The 18,104-nt window shown below is 52.1% G+C and carries 16 protein-coding genes and 1 pseudogene; 14 read left to right on the top strand and 3 right to left on the bottom strand.

Going from position 1 to position 18,104, the window contains the following annotated elements:
* Window positions 1-72: 72 nt before the first annotated feature.
* Window positions 73-1,011 (bottom strand): tetratricopeptide repeat protein, encoded by a 939-nt coding sequence (locus JFL75_RS04435; protein WP_223292762.1) that lies wholly within the window; start codon window positions 1,009-1,011, stop codon window positions 73-75.
* Window positions 1,012-1,251: 240 nt separating this feature from the next.
* On the opposite strand from JFL75_RS04435, the gene JFL75_RS04430 reads away from it, so the two are divergent.
* From JFL75_RS04430 to dtd, 7 genes are all read left to right on the top strand, one after another.
* Window positions 1,252-2,511: a leucine-rich repeat protein gene (locus JFL75_RS04430; RefSeq protein WP_215625483.1), complete on the top strand. Its 1,260-nt coding sequence runs from the start codon at window positions 1,252-1,254 to the stop codon at window positions 2,509-2,511.
* A gap of 40 nt (window positions 2,512-2,551) precedes the next feature.
* Window positions 2,552-3,676, top strand: a complete 1,125-nt coding sequence (locus JFL75_RS04425) for a leucine-rich repeat protein (RefSeq protein ID WP_215625482.1) — start codon at window positions 2,552-2,554, stop codon at window positions 3,674-3,676.
* A 139-nt stretch (window positions 3,677-3,815) separates the two neighbouring features.
* Entirely contained in the window at window positions 3,816-4,469 is a 654-nt protein-coding gene (gene rpe, locus JFL75_RS04420) for a ribulose-phosphate 3-epimerase (protein ID WP_215625481.1), read from the top strand.
* Window positions 4,470-4,544: 75 nt separating this feature from the next.
* A complete protein-coding gene (locus JFL75_RS04415) occupies window positions 4,545-5,522 on the top strand; it encodes a tetratricopeptide repeat protein (protein ID WP_215625480.1) in 978 nt (325 codons plus the stop codon).
* Complete coding sequence (locus JFL75_RS04410; protein WP_215625479.1) at window positions 5,522-6,547, top strand: DUF2913 family protein; 1,026 nt, start codon at window positions 5,522-5,524, stop codon at window positions 6,545-6,547. The genes JFL75_RS04415 and JFL75_RS04410 overlap by 1 nt, the downstream gene beginning before the upstream one ends.
* Window positions 6,548-6,556: 9 nt before the next feature.
* A complete protein-coding gene (locus JFL75_RS04405) occupies window positions 6,557-7,678 on the top strand; it encodes a tetratricopeptide repeat protein (RefSeq protein ID WP_215625478.1) in 1,122 nt (373 codons plus the stop codon).
* Window positions 7,678-8,127 carry a D-aminoacyl-tRNA deacylase gene (gene dtd, locus JFL75_RS04400; protein ID WP_215625477.1) on the top strand — a complete coding sequence of 150 codons (450 nt, stop codon included), beginning with the start codon at window positions 7,678-7,680 and terminating at the stop codon, window positions 8,125-8,127. The genes JFL75_RS04405 and dtd overlap by 1 nt, the downstream gene beginning before the upstream one ends.
* Before the next feature lie 51 nt (window positions 8,128-8,178).
* Here dtd and rarD read toward each other — a convergent pair whose 3' ends face one another.
* On the bottom strand, window positions 8,179-9,039 hold the full coding sequence (gene rarD / locus JFL75_RS04395) for an EamA family transporter RarD (RefSeq protein WP_215625476.1): 861 nt from the start codon (window positions 9,037-9,039) through the stop codon (window positions 8,179-8,181).
* Window positions 9,040-9,045: 6 nt separating this feature from the next.
* Complete coding sequence (locus tag JFL75_RS04390) at window positions 9,046-10,146, bottom strand: ribose-phosphate diphosphokinase (RefSeq protein ID WP_215625475.1); 1,101 nt, start codon at window positions 10,144-10,146, stop codon at window positions 9,046-9,048.
* 285 nt (window positions 10,147-10,431) lie between these two features.
* Between JFL75_RS04390 and recA the strand changes: the two genes are divergently transcribed.
* From recA to JFL75_RS04355, 7 genes and pseudogenes are all read left to right on the top strand, one after another.
* Window positions 10,432-11,619 (top strand): recombinase RecA, encoded by a 1,188-nt coding sequence (gene recA, locus JFL75_RS04385; RefSeq protein WP_215628714.1) that lies wholly within the window; start codon window positions 10,432-10,434, stop codon window positions 11,617-11,619.
* Window positions 11,620-12,132 (top strand): 2-amino-4-hydroxy-6-hydroxymethyldihydropteridine diphosphokinase, encoded by a 513-nt coding sequence (gene folK, locus JFL75_RS04380; RefSeq protein WP_215625474.1) that lies wholly within the window; start codon window positions 11,620-11,622, stop codon window positions 12,130-12,132.
* Window positions 12,133-12,139: 7 nt separating this feature from the next.
* Entirely contained in the window at window positions 12,140-12,913 is a 774-nt protein-coding gene (locus JFL75_RS04375) for a segregation and condensation protein A (RefSeq protein ID WP_215625473.1), read from the top strand.
* Entirely contained in the window at window positions 12,876-13,427 is a 552-nt protein-coding gene (scpB, locus tag JFL75_RS04370; protein WP_215625472.1) for an SMC-Scp complex subunit ScpB, read from the top strand. The genes JFL75_RS04375 and scpB overlap by 38 nt, the downstream gene beginning before the upstream one ends.
* 6 nt (window positions 13,428-13,433) lie before the next feature.
* Window positions 13,434-14,153, top strand: a complete 720-nt coding sequence (locus JFL75_RS04365) for a pseudouridine synthase (RefSeq protein ID WP_215625471.1) — start codon at window positions 13,434-13,436, stop codon at window positions 14,151-14,153.
* Between the two features lie 40 nt (window positions 14,154-14,193).
* Window positions 14,194-16,569: pseudogene (gene rpsA / locus JFL75_RS04360) on the top strand (30S ribosomal protein S1).
* Window positions 16,570-16,583: 14 nt separating this feature from the next.
* On the top strand, window positions 16,584-18,104 hold the full coding sequence (locus JFL75_RS04355) for a sigma-54-dependent Fis family transcriptional regulator (protein ID WP_215625470.1): 1,521 nt from the start codon (window positions 16,584-16,586) through the stop codon (window positions 18,102-18,104).

The following is an 18,104-nucleotide window of genomic DNA, read 5'->3' as shown; positions in this document are numbered from 1 at the left end:
CCTCGCCCCAGGGGCATCGCCGCAAAGGGCGTTATATTGTACCCGTATATGCGGGTATCGCCAAATCTGTGATCAGCGCCGGTACAGCTCATATATTGCGGGGTCAAGAACCTTGATTTTCAGCATTGTTTCTTCAATCAATACCGGATCCTCCCCAGCGGTTATGTAATGGTCAAGCAGCCAGAAATACCGGTTTATCAGCCGGGGCAGGGTAAGGGCTTTGCTCTCGGTCCTGCTCCGGACTTCGTTTTCCAGGGAGAAAATGGCCTGCTTAAGGCGGCCCAGTTCAACCTGCTTCAGCTCACGGCGTACGGAAAACACCCCGTACAATGCGCCGTAAATCGGAATCCATTCCTCCAGCTCCGGGCTTTTGTAGCCCAGATCCCGTACCCGGTCCGCCAGGAGCCGGATCAGCTCCGAATCCAGGGAACGCAGATCGATACTTTGGGGATCGGTGAAAAACGCCTCCCGGAACAGCGCCTTGGCGGCCCTGGTCTCTCCCAGAAGGGCGTTGACATCCGCCAGATGCGACAGAGTTTCCCCGTCCTCACGCCGGAACCGCGCCGCCTGTTCCAGGTATTTTAAAGCCAGGTCGAAATTCCCGACCCCTTTATAGCACCGTCCGACCTGCAGCAGCAGCCCCGGATCGTGCTCATTGATGCCTTCCCCAAGAATATCCTGAAACGCCAGCAGGGCGGCGGAAAACACATAGCGCCGCACCGCGAAGATACAGCGTTCATACCCGGGCCCGATGCGGTCAAGGAAGGTATAAAACGCGTTCCACTGGGACAGAATAAAACCGCCCCGGTCATAGGGAGAGTGAATATCCCCCAGGGACTTGGTCCGGTCCGTCCACCAGTTCACGCATTTAAGGGCGTAGACCACTTCCGGATGCTCAAAATCGAGCCGGAGCGCTTCTTCCAAGGCTAACAACGCCGCACCGGCATCAGAGGCATTCAGATTGTCATAGGCTTTCTGTATGAGCCCCTGTATTGATGTTTCCGCATCCATGGCTTGAATAGTTTGCTGCATTCTGGTACAAATTTCAGCTTTTGTATTATACCATTTTAACTGCCTTTTGCAACAGCCCCCGTGAAAACTTTCTTACAGCGTCTTTTGGAAAGATACCCCCTGCGGAAAACGAGAAATAGGTATTCTTCTACGCCATTGTATCGAAAATGATATAAAATGATGAAAATCTCCTATTGGTGTGATATAAATATATGTAAAACATCCAATAAGGGGGTTGTGATGATTAATTCCATTAAGTTCCATATAAAAATTATGGTGTATATGGGGATTTTGCTGGCTTTTCTGATGGGCTGTTCCAGCCCTGCCGGCAGTGAACCATCCATTTCGGTAAATTCCATTAAACTGCCGCCACAGGCAATACTGAATGCGGGAAAGACCCGGGCTCTTGCGCCGGTTCTGGAAACTACCGGGAATGGTACCGCGGAATTGGTCTGGTCGAGCAGTAATTCTGCCGTTGCGACAATAACTCAGGATGGAAAAGTTACCGCGGTAGGAACCGGCGGCGATACTGCGGAGATCACGGTTACCGTATCCGGGACGAGTCTAAGTGCCCGGTGTGTCATTGCTATAGCTCATGATGCATCGATGTTTACTCCTGGTATATCCGGTGATGCGGTTACCATAATCGGCTGTACCGTTATAGATCCGGTAGTGGTTGTCCCGGAACAGATTGATGGAAAAGTAGTTATTGCTATTGGGGCTAATGCATTCGAAAATAAAAATACGCTTACTGAAGTGTATCTGCCTGATGCAATTAGGGAAATTGGGGATTATGCCTTTTTCACCTGTACAAATTTAACCAGCATCAGCCTTCCTGCGGCAACTACCATTGGGGATAGTGCCTTTTCCACCTGTACAAATTTAACCAGTATCAGCTTTCCTGCGGCAGCTACCATCGGGGATGGTGCCTTTTCCACCTGTACAAATTTAACTAGTATCAGCCTTCCCTCGGCAACTACCATCGGGGAAAATGCTTTTGCCGTCTGTACAAATTTAACCAGTATCAGCCTTCCCTCGGCAACTACCATCGGAGAGTCTGTCTTTTTTCATTGTACAAATTTAACCAGTATCAGCCTTCCTGTGGCAACGACTATCGGAGAGGCTGCCTTTTATGTCTGTAACAGTTTAACCAGTATCAGCCTTCCCTCGGCAACTACTATCGGGGATTCTGCCTTTTATAGCTGCAGCGGTTTAACCAGCATCAGCCTTCCCTCGGCAACTACCATCGGAGAGCGTACTTTTAAAGAATGTACCATCTTGGCCAGAATTAGCCTTCCTGTAGTTACTGCCATCGGGAATGATACCTTTTATGGCTGTACTGAATTAAATTCCATTGCCTTGTCTGCAAACTGTACCTTTAATTCTTCCGGCAACAGCGCCGCATGGGATGCTTTCTACAATTATTACAAAAACACCGGAGGCCAAAGAGCCGGTACATATACGTTGAATAACGGCAGCTGGACCGGGCCGGTTTTATGACATCCACTATTCGGAAGTCTCATTAGAGGAAGGATAAATAATGGAAAGACATAATAGACCTAAGATTATACCGGCATTTTTTACCGCCGTACTATTTGGCGTTATATTGGCTTTTCTTGGAAGTTGTTCCAGCCCTGCCGGTTCAGATACGAATCCGCCAACGGATCAGAATCCCGGCGGCAATGGGCCGTCCTTTGCAGTGACGTCGATTAAACTGACGCCACTGGCAATACTCGATGTGGGCAGCAGCCGGACCCTTGTACCGGTACTGGAAACTACCGGGAATGGCACCGCGGCATTGATCTGGTCGAGCAGCGACACCAGTGTTGTGACGGTGACTCAGGGTGGAATAATTACAGCGGTCGGTACCGGCGGCAGTAAAGCGGATATTATTGTCACCGTTTCCGGATCAAGTATGACTGCCCGTTGTGTCGCCGCCATTGTACAGGATAAGTCGGCGTTTGATTATCAAATATCCGGAGATGAGGTAACTATAACCGGATATAAAAATAATACTGATCCGGTGGTGGTGATCCCTGAACAGATAAGCGGAAAAAACGTAGTTACCATTCGTAATTCAGCATTTAATAATAAGTCGGAAATAACAAATGTATATCTTCCTTCTACTATAAAAGAAATTGGTTATTCAGCTTTTTTGAACTGTGAAAAATTGCAGGAAATCAATATGCCAGCGGTTACCGTAATTGGAGATGACGCGTTTGCCTTTTGTTACAAGTTAACGGTTGTGTATATGCCGTTGGTAGAAACAATTGGGGAATTCGCCTTCAGGGACTGTCGGGCATTAATTGATGTTGATATTCCGGCGGCAATCGAAATAAAAAGAGTTGCCTTTGTTAATTGTGGCAGTGTACTGAACATATACGCTCCTGCGGCGGTTACGGTAGGCGCAGAAGCCTTTTCTAACTGTCTCCGCTTAGCGGAAATCAACCTTTCTAAAGCAGCCACCATTGGACCGAATGCTTTTTCTTTCTCTCCCGCGTTAGCTTCAATTACTGTCGGTGCACTCCGTGACTTTGATTCCTCTCTGGGCGACGACAGCGCCGCATGGGTAAGTTTCTATACCTACTATAAAAGTCTCGCGGCAAATAAAGCTGCCGGAACCTATAAGCTGGTCAGCGGCAGCTGGACCGGGCCGGTTTTATAGACTTTGGCCGTATTTCCGGAGAAAAGGGCGGCTTCTAGTAAGCCGGGCGGCGTTAATGCTTGTCTGTTATGCTGCCGCCCGCTTTTTGGAGCTGTCCCGCTTCTTTACAAGCCCCGGCCTCCACGTTATCATCTAAACTATGGATAAACCAATAATAGCGCCGTCGGTTCTCTCCGCGGATTTTGCCGATATGGCCGCGGGACTGGCGGAAATAAACAATTCCGGCGCCGAATGGGTCCACCTTGACGTGATGGATGCCAAATTCGTGCCGAATCTGACCTTCGGGCCGAAAATGGTCGCGGATATACGGCCCCATTCAAAGCTCATTTTCGATGCCCACCTCATGACCTACGAACCGGAAAATCTGGCGGAACTCTTTGCCGAAGCCGGAGCGGATTATATCACCTTCCATATCGAGGCCACGGTGCATTCCCACCGGCTCATCCAGAAAATCCACAGCCTCGGGAAAAAAGCGGGTATCAGCATCGTTCCCTCGACTCCGGTCAGTTATATTGAAGAACTGCTGCCCTTTGCCGATCTGGTTCTGGTTATGACGGTGAATCCCGGCTACGGCGGACAGCAGATGATCCCCCAATGCCTGGATAAAGCGGAACGGCTGGTTAAACTCAGGGAAGAACGGAATTATTCCTACCTCGTTTCCGTAGACGGCGGACTCAACGCCGAGACCGCCCATCTTGCCCATAAGGCGGGGGTTGATGTGATCGTCGCCGGAGCGGCATTCTTCGGAGCTCCGGATAAGGCGGCGATGGTTAAAAAACTGAAAGGTGCCTGATACCGGACTGCGGAAGCTCACGGACTATCAATATGAACCGGTTTTTTGCCGAAAATTGTACAAGGAGTGTCACGGATGAATAATAAAAGATCCCTTCCGATCTTCCTCTGTATACTGGTTCTCCTGTGCCTGTCCCCGGGCATATACGCCCAAAACCTTTCCGCGAGTCTGGAACGGGGCATAGAGCTCTACGGCGCGGGCCAGTGGCGGGATTCTGTGGCGGAGCTGCGAAGAGCCCAGGCCAACGCCAAAAACCCCGCGGAAAAAGCCGAAGCCCTGTACTGGATATCCCTGGCGGAATTGGCCGCCGGAGAATACGAGGCCGCCATCCGGGACATGGATGAACTGCTTTCCGCTGCCCCTTCGGGCATACGCAGCGCCGAGGTGCCTTACAACAAAGGCCGGGCGCTGTATTTTCTCGGACAATATAATGAAGCCATTGTACTGCTGAAAAATTACCACGACGCGGTATCGGAAGCTTCCAGAAAAGCCTCTTCGCTCTACTGGATCGGGGAATGCCTCTATGCCCTGGGGCAGCTCGACCAGGCCCATGATATTTTTGTTCAGATTATGGACGAATATCCCCAGAGTCCCAAGTATGAGGCCGCCTCATACCGGATCGCCCTGATAAACCAGAAAAAAATCGAAACCGAACTTCTGGCGATACTCAAATGGAGCCACGAGGAATCCCTGAGAACCGTGGAAGAATACCAGCGCCGGGAACGCTCCTATGACCAGGCCATAATCGCGTACCAGAAACGGATCGCGGATATGCTCAAGGATACCCGTATGGCGGATCTTGAGAATTCAAACGCAGAATACCGCCGCCGCATTTCCGAGCTTGAAGCCCGTCTGGCCGCGGCGGAAGCCGCCCTGTCCGAGGCTAACATCACCATTGAAGGCATGAAACCGGCCCAGTCCTCCGCGGCGCCGCCCCGGACATCCTCGGAAAAAATGATAAAACTTCTTTCCCTTAAAAGTACGGCCCTGGACCTCCGCAATGACCTGGCAGCCCGGCAGAGCGGATCCGGAACGAGCGGGGGAATGCGGTAATGAAATCCCTGGCACGGTATCTTGTATGCGTCCTGCTTTTCTGTTCGGCTTCTGCGGGAGCGGCGGAATTCCGGGAAGGCAGGATAAAACTGGTCCTCCATGAGTCCACCGGCCGTTTTTCTCTGTACTACATGACCGATATAACCCGGGAGCGGTATGAGCCTTTTTTTGTGGACCAGGATCCCAGGACAAGCTTTCTGGCAATCCTGGCGGATGATAAATACTACCGCATGGGTGAGGCCTCGGCCTTCAGGGTCAGGCTGCGCAATGACGCGTCCCGGCCGGCCTTTATTTTTGAATCTTCGTTTCTTACGGTAACCCAGGAATTCTCCTATATCCAGACCGCCGGATCAACATTGGCCAACGGGATCAGTATGGTTGTCACGGTGGAAAATAAAAGCACCCAGGAATCCATGGTCGGCGTCCGGTTTCTCCTGGATACGAACCTTGGGGAAGGGGAGGCCCACAACTTTGAGACCGACCGGAGAGCCCTTTCCGGCGAAACCCTTATAACATCCGCCGAAACGGACCGGTGGTGGTATTCAAGAAGCAAGCGTTTCGGGCTGATGGGCAGTATTGTTATTCCCGGAGTCCGGCGGCCCGATTCCATCCATTTTGCGAACTGGAAACGGCTCAATGACGCGCCGTGGAAAATCGCCCCCAGTGACGGCCGCAATTTCAACCTTCTGCCGTATTCTGTGGGAGATTCCGCGGTTTCATACTACTTTGACCCGGAACCGCTGCCCCGGGGCAGCAGGCGGTCCTACACCGTACTCCTGGCCGCTGAGGACGCGGGCGGATTCTCCCGGTACGATTCCTCGTCCATGGATGATTTAACAAGAATTCTGCAGGAATCGGTTCCTGCCGGAAACGGGAATGATATTGGATCTGATCTCTTAATTCTGCGGGATCTCCTTGAACGGATCGACAGGTATATCGTATCCGGCGGGGATGTTCCCGATGAAGAACTGGATGCATTGGAACTGATGATCGCCCGGATAAAAGCGCGTTACGGCCTGCAGTAACGGTTAACCATGAAATTCGATCCGATCCTGACCAAGGCCGCGAGGCTCTCAAAACGGGGACGTTACGGCGAGGCAATTCAGATCCTCGAACCCGAAGTAGTCCGGTACCATGACTCGTTCCGGTATTATTATATCCTGGGTGTCTCATGCCTGTACGCCGGGGATTACGGCGGGGCATTTACGTACTTTAAACGGGCCCGGGACATAAAGATGCGCGAGCCTTCGGTTCTGCTGGGGCTCGCCATTCTGTTTCTGAGACGGGGCGAAACCGACCGGGCTGTGGACCTGTATCTTGAGGTTCAGGAAGTCGATCCGAAAAACCGGCAGGCCAGACGGGCGCTGGAAACCATCCGCCGGTACGGTGACCCGGAAACGCTCCAGTCCTGGCTGGAATCGGGAAAACTGAAAAAGCTGTTTCCGCCTCTGCCCGACGCTCCGCTGTCGTGGGACCAGATCGCCATTCCCGCGGCGGGGATACTTATCCTTGGGGCGATAGCGATTTCCCTGGTCTCGGTAATCGGACAGAAAACCGGAAAGCGGTCCGAACGGTCCGGGTTCAGCGCGACCGCGCTGGTCCGGGAGGAACAGTCCGAGCCGGTTCAGATCGGCGGAAGTTACCGGTATATTCTTACCAGGAAACAGGTGCTGGACACCTACGAAAAAGCCCGGACCCTTTTTACCGAATACCGGGATGAGGCGGCTAAGGTCGAAATAAACCTGCTCCTTGAGTCAAACGCTTCGGAATCCATAAAAAACAAAGCCCGCCTTCTCTTGTCCTATACCAATACTCCGGGGTTTGACAGCCTCAAGGACCGCTTTGCCTACAGTTCCGTCGCCGCGGATCCCTATCTCTACCGGGGCTGTTACGTTATATGGCGCGGCATGGCGACAAACCTGGATTCCCTGGAAAACCTGACCTCCTTTGACCTTCTGGTGGGCTACGATACCCGGAGTACCCTTGAGGGAATCGTTCCGGTGGTGTTCGATTTCTCCGTTCCCGTGGATCTTGAGCGTCCCCTGGAAGTGCTGGGGCAGGTTGTTCCCGCGGCTGCCGGGGACGGGCTGGGGCCCGCGGTGCGGCTTGAGGCAATAGCCCTCCACCAGTCCGGCAGCCTCAGGAACGGCCGCTGATGCGTGCCGTGGTACAGCGGGTACTGAACGCCTCGGTCACAGTGGACGGGTCCTGCACCGGAGCGGTGGAATCGGGCCTGCTGGTGTACCTGGGAGTGGCCCAGGGCGATACATCCGGGGACGCGGATTACCTGGCGGAAAAAATCTCGGGCCTCAGGATATTTGAAGACGATGAAGGCAAAATGAACCGTTCCGTCTCCGACGTGAAGGGCGGTGTCCTGGCGGTATCCCAGTTTACCCTGCTCGCGGATGCCCGCAAAGGCCGGCGGCCTTCGTACTCCGCGGCGGCGGCGCCTGATCTGGCTAATTCACTGTACAGCTATTTTACGGAAAAAATCAGGAGCTTCGGCCTCGTATGCGAAACCGGAAAATTTCAGGCTCACATGCTGGTTTCGTATACCAATGACGGCCCTGTTACCATTCTTCTTGATTCAAAAAAAGAATTTTAATTATTTATACACTGAAGATGTATGAAAAATAATACCATATAAGAAATTACATTAGGTCTTGATTCTTTTCTGTATCATCGGTGCCGCTGAAAAAAGCAGCACCGAAACCCAGATACATATAAAAGCTGTCAGGTTCTGTCTGGGAAAGGGTTCCCGGAAAACAAAGACCCCCAAAAGAAACTGAATAGTCGGATTAAGGTACTGAAGAAAACCCAATGCCGATAGTGACAGATGCCGCGCGCTTTTTGAAAACCAGTACAGCGGCGCCACGGTAACCGGACCGCAGAGTACAAGCAGAACCCAGGTGTGAACCGGGAGCGCTGGAAAATCGGTGCCGCCCCAGGCGGGAATAAAAAGCATCGCTGCCGCCAGGGGAGAAGAAACCAGGGTTTCGCTGAAGAGCCCCTCCAGGGATCCGGCGGTTATCTTTTTTTTGAAAAGTCCGTATCCCCCGAAGCTCAGGGCGAGAATAAAGGATATCCAGGGGAATGATCCGGTAAAAACGCTGAGGAGAACGACACCAAAAGCCGCGATACCAAAGGAAACCCACTGCAGGGGCAGAATCTTTTCCCGTAAAAAAATGACCCCGAGCAGAATTGAAATGAGCGGACAGATAAAATACCCCAGGGACGCCGCGACGGCCATACCGGAGTTGACAGCCCATATATAGCCGCCCCAATTGACGGTAACCGCCAGCGCCGCTCCGATAATAAAAATCCGTGACCTGGGCTCTTTAAAAAGCCGGAACCAGCAGGTAGTCTTCTGTATCTTCAGTAAGATAAAAACAAAAATCAGCGAAAATAAAATGCGGAACGCCAGTATCTGCAGGGGGCCGACGTTTGAAAGAAACCGCCAGTACAGGGGGCTCAAACCCCAGAACACGTAGGCGATTACAGCGTAAAAAACACCCATGGACAGTTACAGCAGCCGCGGCGACCGAAGGTATTTTTCGGCGTTAAAAACCTCCAGGAGTTTACCCATGGGCCGGTTTGTAACAATGGTGCCGATAATGCGGGCGGAAAGTTCCACCGAAGGAACCACCTCAAGGTTCGGAAGTTCCGTGGGGAGACATTCCGGGCAGTACACCGTATCCGTAACCATAACCCGGTTGAGCAGTCCTTCGCTGCTCAGTTTCAGGAGCCGTTCCGAGGCGGGATCGGACAGTATGGCGTGGACGGCTATTATATTTATCTCCGCGGGTTTGTGATCCGCCAGAGTCCTGATAAGACTCTCCACGGATCCCCCGGTATCAACCATATCATCGACAATCCAGATCACCTTTCCGCTGATCGGCTCCGCCGAAAGGATATTGATGGATTCTATGGTATTCGCTTTGGAGTAATCCCGCTGTTTATGGGCCACCACCAAAGGAGCGCCGAAGGAATTGGCGAATTTGCGGGCGAGTTTTTCCCCGCCGGCGTCAACGGAACAGAAAGCCCAGTTTTTCCGGACCACATTCTCCAGGGTTTCCAGATCCCTGATATACACATCACAGAGGCGTTTCTTAAGCAGGGTAAGAGCCGGCAGATCGTCCATAAAACAGATGGTAGGATCCAGCATGGATTTCGATTTATCCGAATGAAGCTGGTACGTCAGGATATGGTCGGTTCCGAGGCTGGTCAGAATTTTCATGTGCACCCAGAGCCCCACGGAACTCCGCCGGATGGTGCGGTCGGACCGGGAACTGGATACAAAGGGTTCAAAGACAATGATGCGGTTAGCCTGGGACCGCTTGAGGGCGTCCACCGCGTTGTACAGTTCAATTTTTGCTTCTTCGACGCTTATACCGGCTTCGTTCCTGGCGCAGCTGGTAAATAAATAGACGTCCTTGCCGCGGAGGGAGGAATTAACCACCACTTCCATTTCACCGTCGGCAAAACGGTCGGTCTCAAGTGAATTTACACAGTCAATTTCCTCTTCCAGAGAGGAAAAACTCGGAAATTTTTTTAAATGCCGGGCAACCTGAGACGCGTACCCCATCATGGACCGGGTCGCAGTAACAGCAAATTGATTATCCATGCAGAATCTCCCGACTCAAAGTATAACGTGTTTTATAGTATAATAAAACAGACTCTTCGGCAATGTGCGGGGGAGCGACGGGTCTGACAATCCGGAAAACACCCGGGGATACCGATGCCGCGGGTCCTGTCATATAATTATGGGAATAACTCCTGAGCGGCGGCGGAATACCCGGGTTATTATGGGCACGCTCACATCTTTCTTGTCTTGTGAAAGAAGTCTGTGATATATTGAAGCAAAATAAAAAAACATGCCGTATATTCATGGGAGGAAAACGTGGCAAAGATGAGTGAACCCGGGAAGGGGACCGGCTCCCCCTTAGCTTCATCAGAAGAAAAAGAAAAGGCCCTGGAAGCCGCCCGGCTCCAGATAGAAAAGCAGTTCGGGTCCGGTTCCCTTATGAAACTGGGAACCCATATCAACGCGGCGGGTATCGAAACAATACCGTCGGGCTCCATACTGCTGGATGAAGCCCTTGGAATCGGCGGGTATCCCCGGGGCCGGATTATTGAAATTTACGGCCCTGAATCCTCCGGTAAAACGACCCTGGCGCTTCACGCCATCGCGGAGGCTCAAAAACTGGGGGGAATAGCGGCGTTTGTGGATGCCGAACACGCCCTGGATCCGGTATATGCAAAAAACCTCGGGGTCAATATTGACGATCTCTGGGTTTCACAGCCCGATACCGGGGAGCAGGCCCTGGAAATTACCGAAAGCCTGGTCCGGTCCGGCGCGGTGGATGTGATTGTGGTTGACTCGGTCGCGGCCCTGACCCCCCAGGCGGAAATCGAAGGGGATATGGGAGACGCCCACATGGGGCTCCAGGCCCGTCTCATGAGCCAGGCCCTGCGCAAACTGACCGCGACCATCGGGAAATCCCGCACCATTCTGGTATTCATTAACCAGATCCGTATGAAAATCGGCGTCATGTTCGGAAACCCCGAAACCACCACCGGCGGCAACGCCCTTAAATTCTATTCCTCGGTACGTCTGGAAGTACGTAAGATGGAAACCCTGGAAAAAGGCGATGCCGACGCCATCGGAAACCGGGTCCGGGTAAAGGTGGTAAAAAACAAGGTCGCGCCGCCTTTCCGCAAGGTGGAGCTGGAAATCATGTTCGGAAAGGGTGTCTCCGCCATCGGGAGCCTCCTGGATGCGGCGGCTAAATATGAGATAATAGACAAGAAAGGGGCGTGGTACGCCTACGGTGAGGAAAAGATCGGCCAGGGCCGGGAAAACGCCAAGGCGTATCTGGAAGCCAATCCGGAATTCGCCAAGGAAATTGAAGATAAGCTCCGGGCGTTAATTTTTCCGGGAAAGGTGAAAAACACCGAACCGGAGAATACCAAAAAGAAAAGCAGCACTCCGGCTGATGCGGAAAAGGCCAAAGGGGAGGGGGCCGCGGAAGCTCCCGCTCCAAGCGCCCCGGCCAAGGCTGCCGCGGAAGCCGCCGCCCCTGAAGATCTGTTCTAAATGGACTCGGACAGCCCCCTGGCGGTACTCAGCCTCGGGGCAAATCTGGGAGACCGGAAAAAGAACCTGGAAGGAGCTCTTTCCGCGCTGAGCGGCGGACTGTCGGAATTCAGGGTATCGTCGCTGTATGAAACCGATCCGCAGTATATAACCGACCAGGGGAAATTTCTCAACGCCGCGGCCGCGGGTTTTTTTGCCGGGGCCCCGGAGGAGCTTCTCGGGTTTATCCAGGATATAGAAAGCCGGTTCGGACGGGACCGCCGCCGGGAACGGCGCTGGGGGGAACGGCCCCTGGATATCGATATCATACTTCTGGGGGATACCATCGTATCCCGTCCGCCGCTCCTGGAAATTCCCCATCCCCGGATGCACGAACGGGCGTTTGTGCTGGTTCCGGTTCTCGAGCTGTTTCCGGACATAAAAGACCCCCGGTCGGGGACCTTTCTCAGGGATTATTACAATAAGCTTTCACCCCAGGGTATTTACTACGCAGGAACCTGCCGATATAATTAAAATGTACATGGAACAAGCAAATAACACCAACGCCCACAGCTTCAAACTCAAGGAATTCGAAGGCCCTCTGGACCTTCTGCTGTTCCTGATCAAAAAAAATGAAGTCAACGTTTATGATATTCCCATTGCCCAGATAACCGAGCAGTATATGGAATATCTGACCTACGCCACCGAGCTTGATCTCGATGATCTCACGGAATTCCACGCCCTGGCGGCAACGCTGCTGTATATCAAATCACGGCTCCTGCTTCCGGTGGAACTCGACATGGATGACGAATCCGAAGATCCCCGGCAGGAACTGGTGGAACGGCTCATCGAGTACCAGAAGTACAAAAAACTCTCCGAACTCATGGAAGAAAAGGAAAAAGAGGCGGAGTGGGTTATCGAGCGGAAAAAGCTGCAGCGGGCGCTTCCCTTTGCGGATGATGAACTCTGGGAAAAAGTCGACATCTGGGATCTGCTCAAAACATTTTCCGGCCTCATGACAAACCTGACCGGGGAACGGATCATAGACCTGTATGAGGAAGTTTCGGTCAACGAAAAAATAACCCTGATGAATGAACTGCTGGAATCCAAGGGAGAGTGCAACTTCACCGAACTGGTGGTCCGGAACGGATCGGTTCTGGATATAGTATGCGCTTTCCTCGCGGTTCTGGAGGCGGTAAAATTCAGGATGGTTTCCATATTTCAAAACCGTATGTTCGGAGACATACTTATTAGGCCCTACGAAAAGGCGCAGATAGATGGAGTTACGATTGGAGAAAGAGACAGCGCTGATTGAAGCTATCCTCTACCTTGAAGGTGACCCCGTGGAAGAAAGCGCCCTGGCGCGGATATCCGGCCTTTCCAAGGATGTGGTGGAGAAGTCCCTGGAGAACCTCGGTGAACGGTACGCCCGGGAGGATTCCGGTGTCGAATTGTCCCGCATCGGCGGGGGAATCATGATTTCCCCGAAAAGGGAATACTGGGAGAATCTGAAGGAACGGTACGGCAGAAAAAATGACTCCCGGCTTTCCAAAGCCGCCCTGGAAACCCTTTCCATTGTCGCGTATTCCCAGCCCATTACCCGCGCCGAGATAGAAGCCATCCGGGGAGTCTCCGCCGACAATATGATCCGGCTCCTCCTGGACCGGACCCTCATCCGGGAGGTCGGAAAAAAGGATATCCCCGGAAAGCCGGTCCAGTTCGGAACCACCAGGGAATTCCTCAAATTTTTCCGGCTGGAGAGCATCGCGGACCTGCCCAAACTTAACGAAAGCGAGCTTGACCGGTTCGAACTCAACGGGGAAGAATAGGGAGCCATGGAGGAACCGGAAAACGGAAAAAACCTGCGGCTTCAGCTGTTTCTGGCCCGGGCGGGAGCGGCGTCCCGGCGCGCTTCGGAACAGCTCATCCTTGACGGAAGGGTTTCGGTAAACGGGGAACGGGTCACCGTACTGGGAACAAAGGTTTCTCCGGAAGACACGGTATGTCTGGACGGGCGCCGGCTTTTTCTGGAAGACCGGAAGCACTACCTCGTGCTGAACAAACCGCCTCTGTATATCTGTTCATCCTACGACCCCGAAGGCCGGCGCCTTGCCAGGGAACTTCTTCCCGCTGATATCCAGGAACGGCTGTACAATGTGGGACGCCTGGATTACCGGTCATCGGGACTGATATTATTTACGAATGACGGGGAATTCGCGGCCCGGATAAGCCACCCGTCCCGGGGGATCGAAAAGGAATACCTTGTTGATTCCACGGTTCCGGTACCCGATACGGTGCTGGATCAGTTCCGCCGGGGGGTCGAAATTGAAGGTGAAACATACCGCTGCCTCGATATTGAGCGCCTGGGCCGGAAATCCCTTCGTATTGTGCTTATTGAAGGAAAAAACCGCGAAATCCGGCGGGTTTTTTCCCATTTCCACCTTCACCCCGAGCGGCTGCACCGGATAAGAATCGGACCGGTACATATCGGGACTCTGCAGGAAGGGGAATCCCGGCGGTTGACCGGGGCGGAAATAAACGAACTAATGGAATAACCGCATTCTTTTCCGGATGCGTGATTTCTTTGGAGGCACCATGGTTATTGCCATAGACGGACCCGCGGGATCCGGAAAAAGCACCATCGCGGCGAAACTCGCCCAGGGTTTGGGGTTCACCTACGTGAATTCCGGGAGCTTATACAGAACCATTACCCTGGGCTGTCTGCGGAATTCCATAGATCCGACGGATCCCGAAAAAGCCCTGGAATACGCGAAATCCGCGGTCATTGACTACACCAACGGCAGGGTATACCTTAACGGCGAGGACGTGGATGATCTCCTCCACAGCGATGAAGTCGACGCCTCTGTGGCCCGGCTATCTGCGATTGTCCCGATCCGGCATGTGGTAAACGATATTGTCAGAAAAATCGCCCGGGGCCTCAATGTGGTTGTTGAAGGACGGGATATGACCACCGTGGTGTTTCCGGACGCTGATTACCGTTTTTATCTTGACGCGTCTCCCTTGTCCCGGGCAAAACGGCGCTTTGACCAGGGGGTTTCAAAGCTCAGTTTGGAGGAAATAGAAAAATCAATCCGGGAACGGGACGAAATTGATAAAAATAAAGCCGAAGGAAGCCTAAAAATAGCCCCCGGAGTCGATTATTTGGATACCTCGGACTTGACCATTGGCCAAGTTTATGACAAATTGATAGGGAAATTACATATATAAGGATCAACCATGGGTCAGATGGAAGTGGATTCGGACACTAGTCCGATGGATGAGTCGAAAAATTCCGCAGACAATATCCAGACACAGTTACAGGAAGAGTATCTCAAGTCCCTCGAACAGTTGGAAGAAGGTCAGCTTGTTGACGGATACGTCATTCAAGTCACCCCGGACCAGGTTTTTATTGATGTGGGGTATAAGTCCGAGGGGAAAATTCCCATTGGGGAATTCACCGAAATCCCGAAAATCGGGGACACAGTTTCGGTTATTCTTATAACAAAAGAGAATAAACACGGAGAGGTAATCGTTTCAAAACAGAAAGCGGATGTAAAGCTGTTTTGGAAGAATCTCCGCCAGGCTTTCCAGGACCATACGGTCGTGGAAGGAACTATACATAAAATCGTTAAGGGCGGATATGACGTTGACCTCGGAGCCGGGGTTCACGCTTTCCTTCCCATCAGCCAGTCCGACGCGCAGAAGGTTGACAAACCGGAGCGGCTTCTCGGCATGAAAACCAGCTTCTATGTGGAGCGGCTGTACTCCGACGGCAAGGTTAATATCGTTGTTAACCGCCGGAAGTGGCTGGAAGAGGAAATTGAGGAGAAACGCAATTCCTTCTTTGAAAATACCCATGTCGGGGATGAAGTCACCGGAGCTGTAAAAAGCTTTACCTCCTTCGGCGCCTTTATTGACCTCGGCGGATTTGACGGGCTGCTGCACATCAATGACATGAGCTGGGGCCACGTTACCCGGCCCAAGGACTTCGTTAAGAAGGGCCAGGAAATCAAGCTCAAGGTCATCCGGATTGACCCGAATGAAAAACGGATCAACCTGTCATTAAAACACTTCACCGATGATCCCTGGGTGCATTTTGAAGATAAATACCATGTAAATGATATCATAAAGGGCACGGTGACCAAACTTACCGATTTCGGCGCCTTCATTGAACTTGAGGAAGGAATCGAAGGGCTTGCCCATATCTCCGAATTTTCCTGGGTCAAAAAAGTCCAGCGCCCCGATGAGATGCTGCAGATAGGCGATGAAGTCGAATGCATGATCCTCGGCTACGACCTTCAGGCGGGAAGGGTTTCCCTCGGCCTTAAGCAGGTCAGTGCCAATCCGTGGGACGATATTGAAGAGAAGTTCCCCGCAGGAACACGCCTCACCCGGAAAGTTACCAAACTCACTAACGCCGGCGCCTTTATTGAGCTTGAGGAAGGCATCGACGGATTCCTCCATGTGGACGATCTGTCGTGGACCAAAAAGGTCAAACATCCCGGGAGTGAACTGGCGGTTGACCAGGAAATTGAAGTCATGGTTGTCGCCGTGGAGCCGGAGAACCGCAATATTCGCCTTGGGGTTAAACAGCTTTCAGAAGATCCCTGGCAGAGTTTCGCGGAAACCTATAAGCCGGGAAGCTCGGTGGAAGGTGAAGTTTCCTCAATAACCGATTTCGGGTTATTCGTGCGGGTGCCCGGGGGAATCGAAGGCCTTATCCATAAGTCTAACCTGCCGGAAAATCGGGAAGAAAACCCCGATGAGGCAATCAAGAAATACAATGTGGGAGATAAAATCAAAGCTGTTGTCATAGAGATTCAGCCGGATAAGCAGAAGGTGGCATTCTCCATACGGGACTACCAGAAAAAGGTGCAGCGGGATGAACTGTCCCGTTACATGGCTGCGGAAGAATCCGATGATTCAACTTTTACCCTCGGGGATTTTCTGAAGTCTAAAGGCAATAACTGAGAAGACTGCATTCTATGCTGTCAACAATTGACGTCCAAAAATTTAATACTCTGATTGAGATTAATACGCTTATTAATTCCAATTATTCGGACGTCAGATCTCTGCTTACGAAAATACTAGAGTCCGCGACAAAGCTTTGTGAAGGAGAGGCGTCAAGCCTTCTCCTGGTAAATAAAACCGATAATAAGCTTTACTTTGAAATCGCACTGGGTTCAAAAGGCGCGGATGTTAAGAAATTCACCGTAAATATGGGGGAGGGGATCGCCGGCTGGGTCGCGCAGCACAATACCTCCATAATCGTCAACGATGTAAAAAACGACCGCCGGCATCTGGTGGGGATTTCCAACCAAATCGGATACCCTTCAAAAACCATGCTGGCGGCTCCCATGCGGATCAAGGATGAATGCATCGGGGTAATCGAGCTTATCAACAAAAAGGATGATAAGTACTTTACCCAGGATGACCTGGAATGGCTGGAGATCTTCGCCAACCAGGCTGCCATGGCCTTCCAGAACGCCCGCAGCTTCGAAAGGGCCAGGGATGAAATCCAGCTCCTGCAGGATCAGCTTAAGACCGACCAGGGTTACCATACATTAATTGCCAAAAGCCCCATTATTATCGAAAAACTTGAAATTATCGACCGGGTAGCGAAAACCGATTCTTCGGTGCTCATCCTCGGGGAAAGCGGCGTGGGCAAGGAGCTTTTTGCCGAGCAGATCCACCTCCGGAGTTCCCGGAGCGACAAACCCTTTGTACGGGTAAACTGCGCGGCGCTTCCCGAGGGCCTTCTGGAAAGTGAGCTCTTCGGTCATGTTAAGGGCGCCTTTACCAACGCCATCCAGAACCGGCAGGGCCGTTTTGAGCTGGCCGACGGCGGGACCATTTTTCTCGATGAAATAGGCGACCTTCCCATGAAGCTGCAGGCAAAACTGCTGCGGGTTATTCAGCAGAAAACCTTTGAGAAAGTCGGATCAGATATTTCCGTTACGGTGAATGTCAGAATTCTGGCAGCCACAAACCGGGACATCGAAACTTTGGTGGAGAAGGGGGAGTTCAGGAGCGATCTGTACTACCGGCTCAATGTGCTCCCCATTTACATTCCGCCATTGCGGCAGCGGCCCGAGGATATTCCCGAACTGGCTAATTTCTTTTTGAAAAAAGGCATCCGGGAAACAAAAAAGCATTTCGACGGATTTTCCAATGAGGCGATGGAGACCCTTTTATCCTACGCATGGCCGGGAAATATCAGGGAACTGGAAAACTGTATTGAACGGGCCTGTGTCATCGGAAAGGAAAAATACATCCAGAGGGAAGATCTGCTTTTAAAAAATTCCGCGAGTGACTCCGGCGGCGGCTATGACGAGGAGAACCGGAGCCTTAAAACGGCAATCAATATTTTCAAGGCCCACTATATTTCGAAAATTCTGGAAGAAAACGACTGGAACCAGACCGAAGCGGCAAAGTCGCTGGATATTCAGCGTACGTATTTGTCCCGTTTGATTAAAGAACTGAATATTTTCAACCCAAAGGAGTAA

Origin of the sequence: Breznakiella homolactica (assembly GCF_016616095.2) — a bacterium.
GTDB classification, from domain to species: domain Bacteria; phylum Spirochaetota; class Spirochaetia; order Treponematales; family Breznakiellaceae; genus Breznakiella; species Breznakiella homolactica.
Note: the sequence above shows the minus strand (reverse complement) of the source record. Positions and strands in the feature narration are given on the sequence as shown.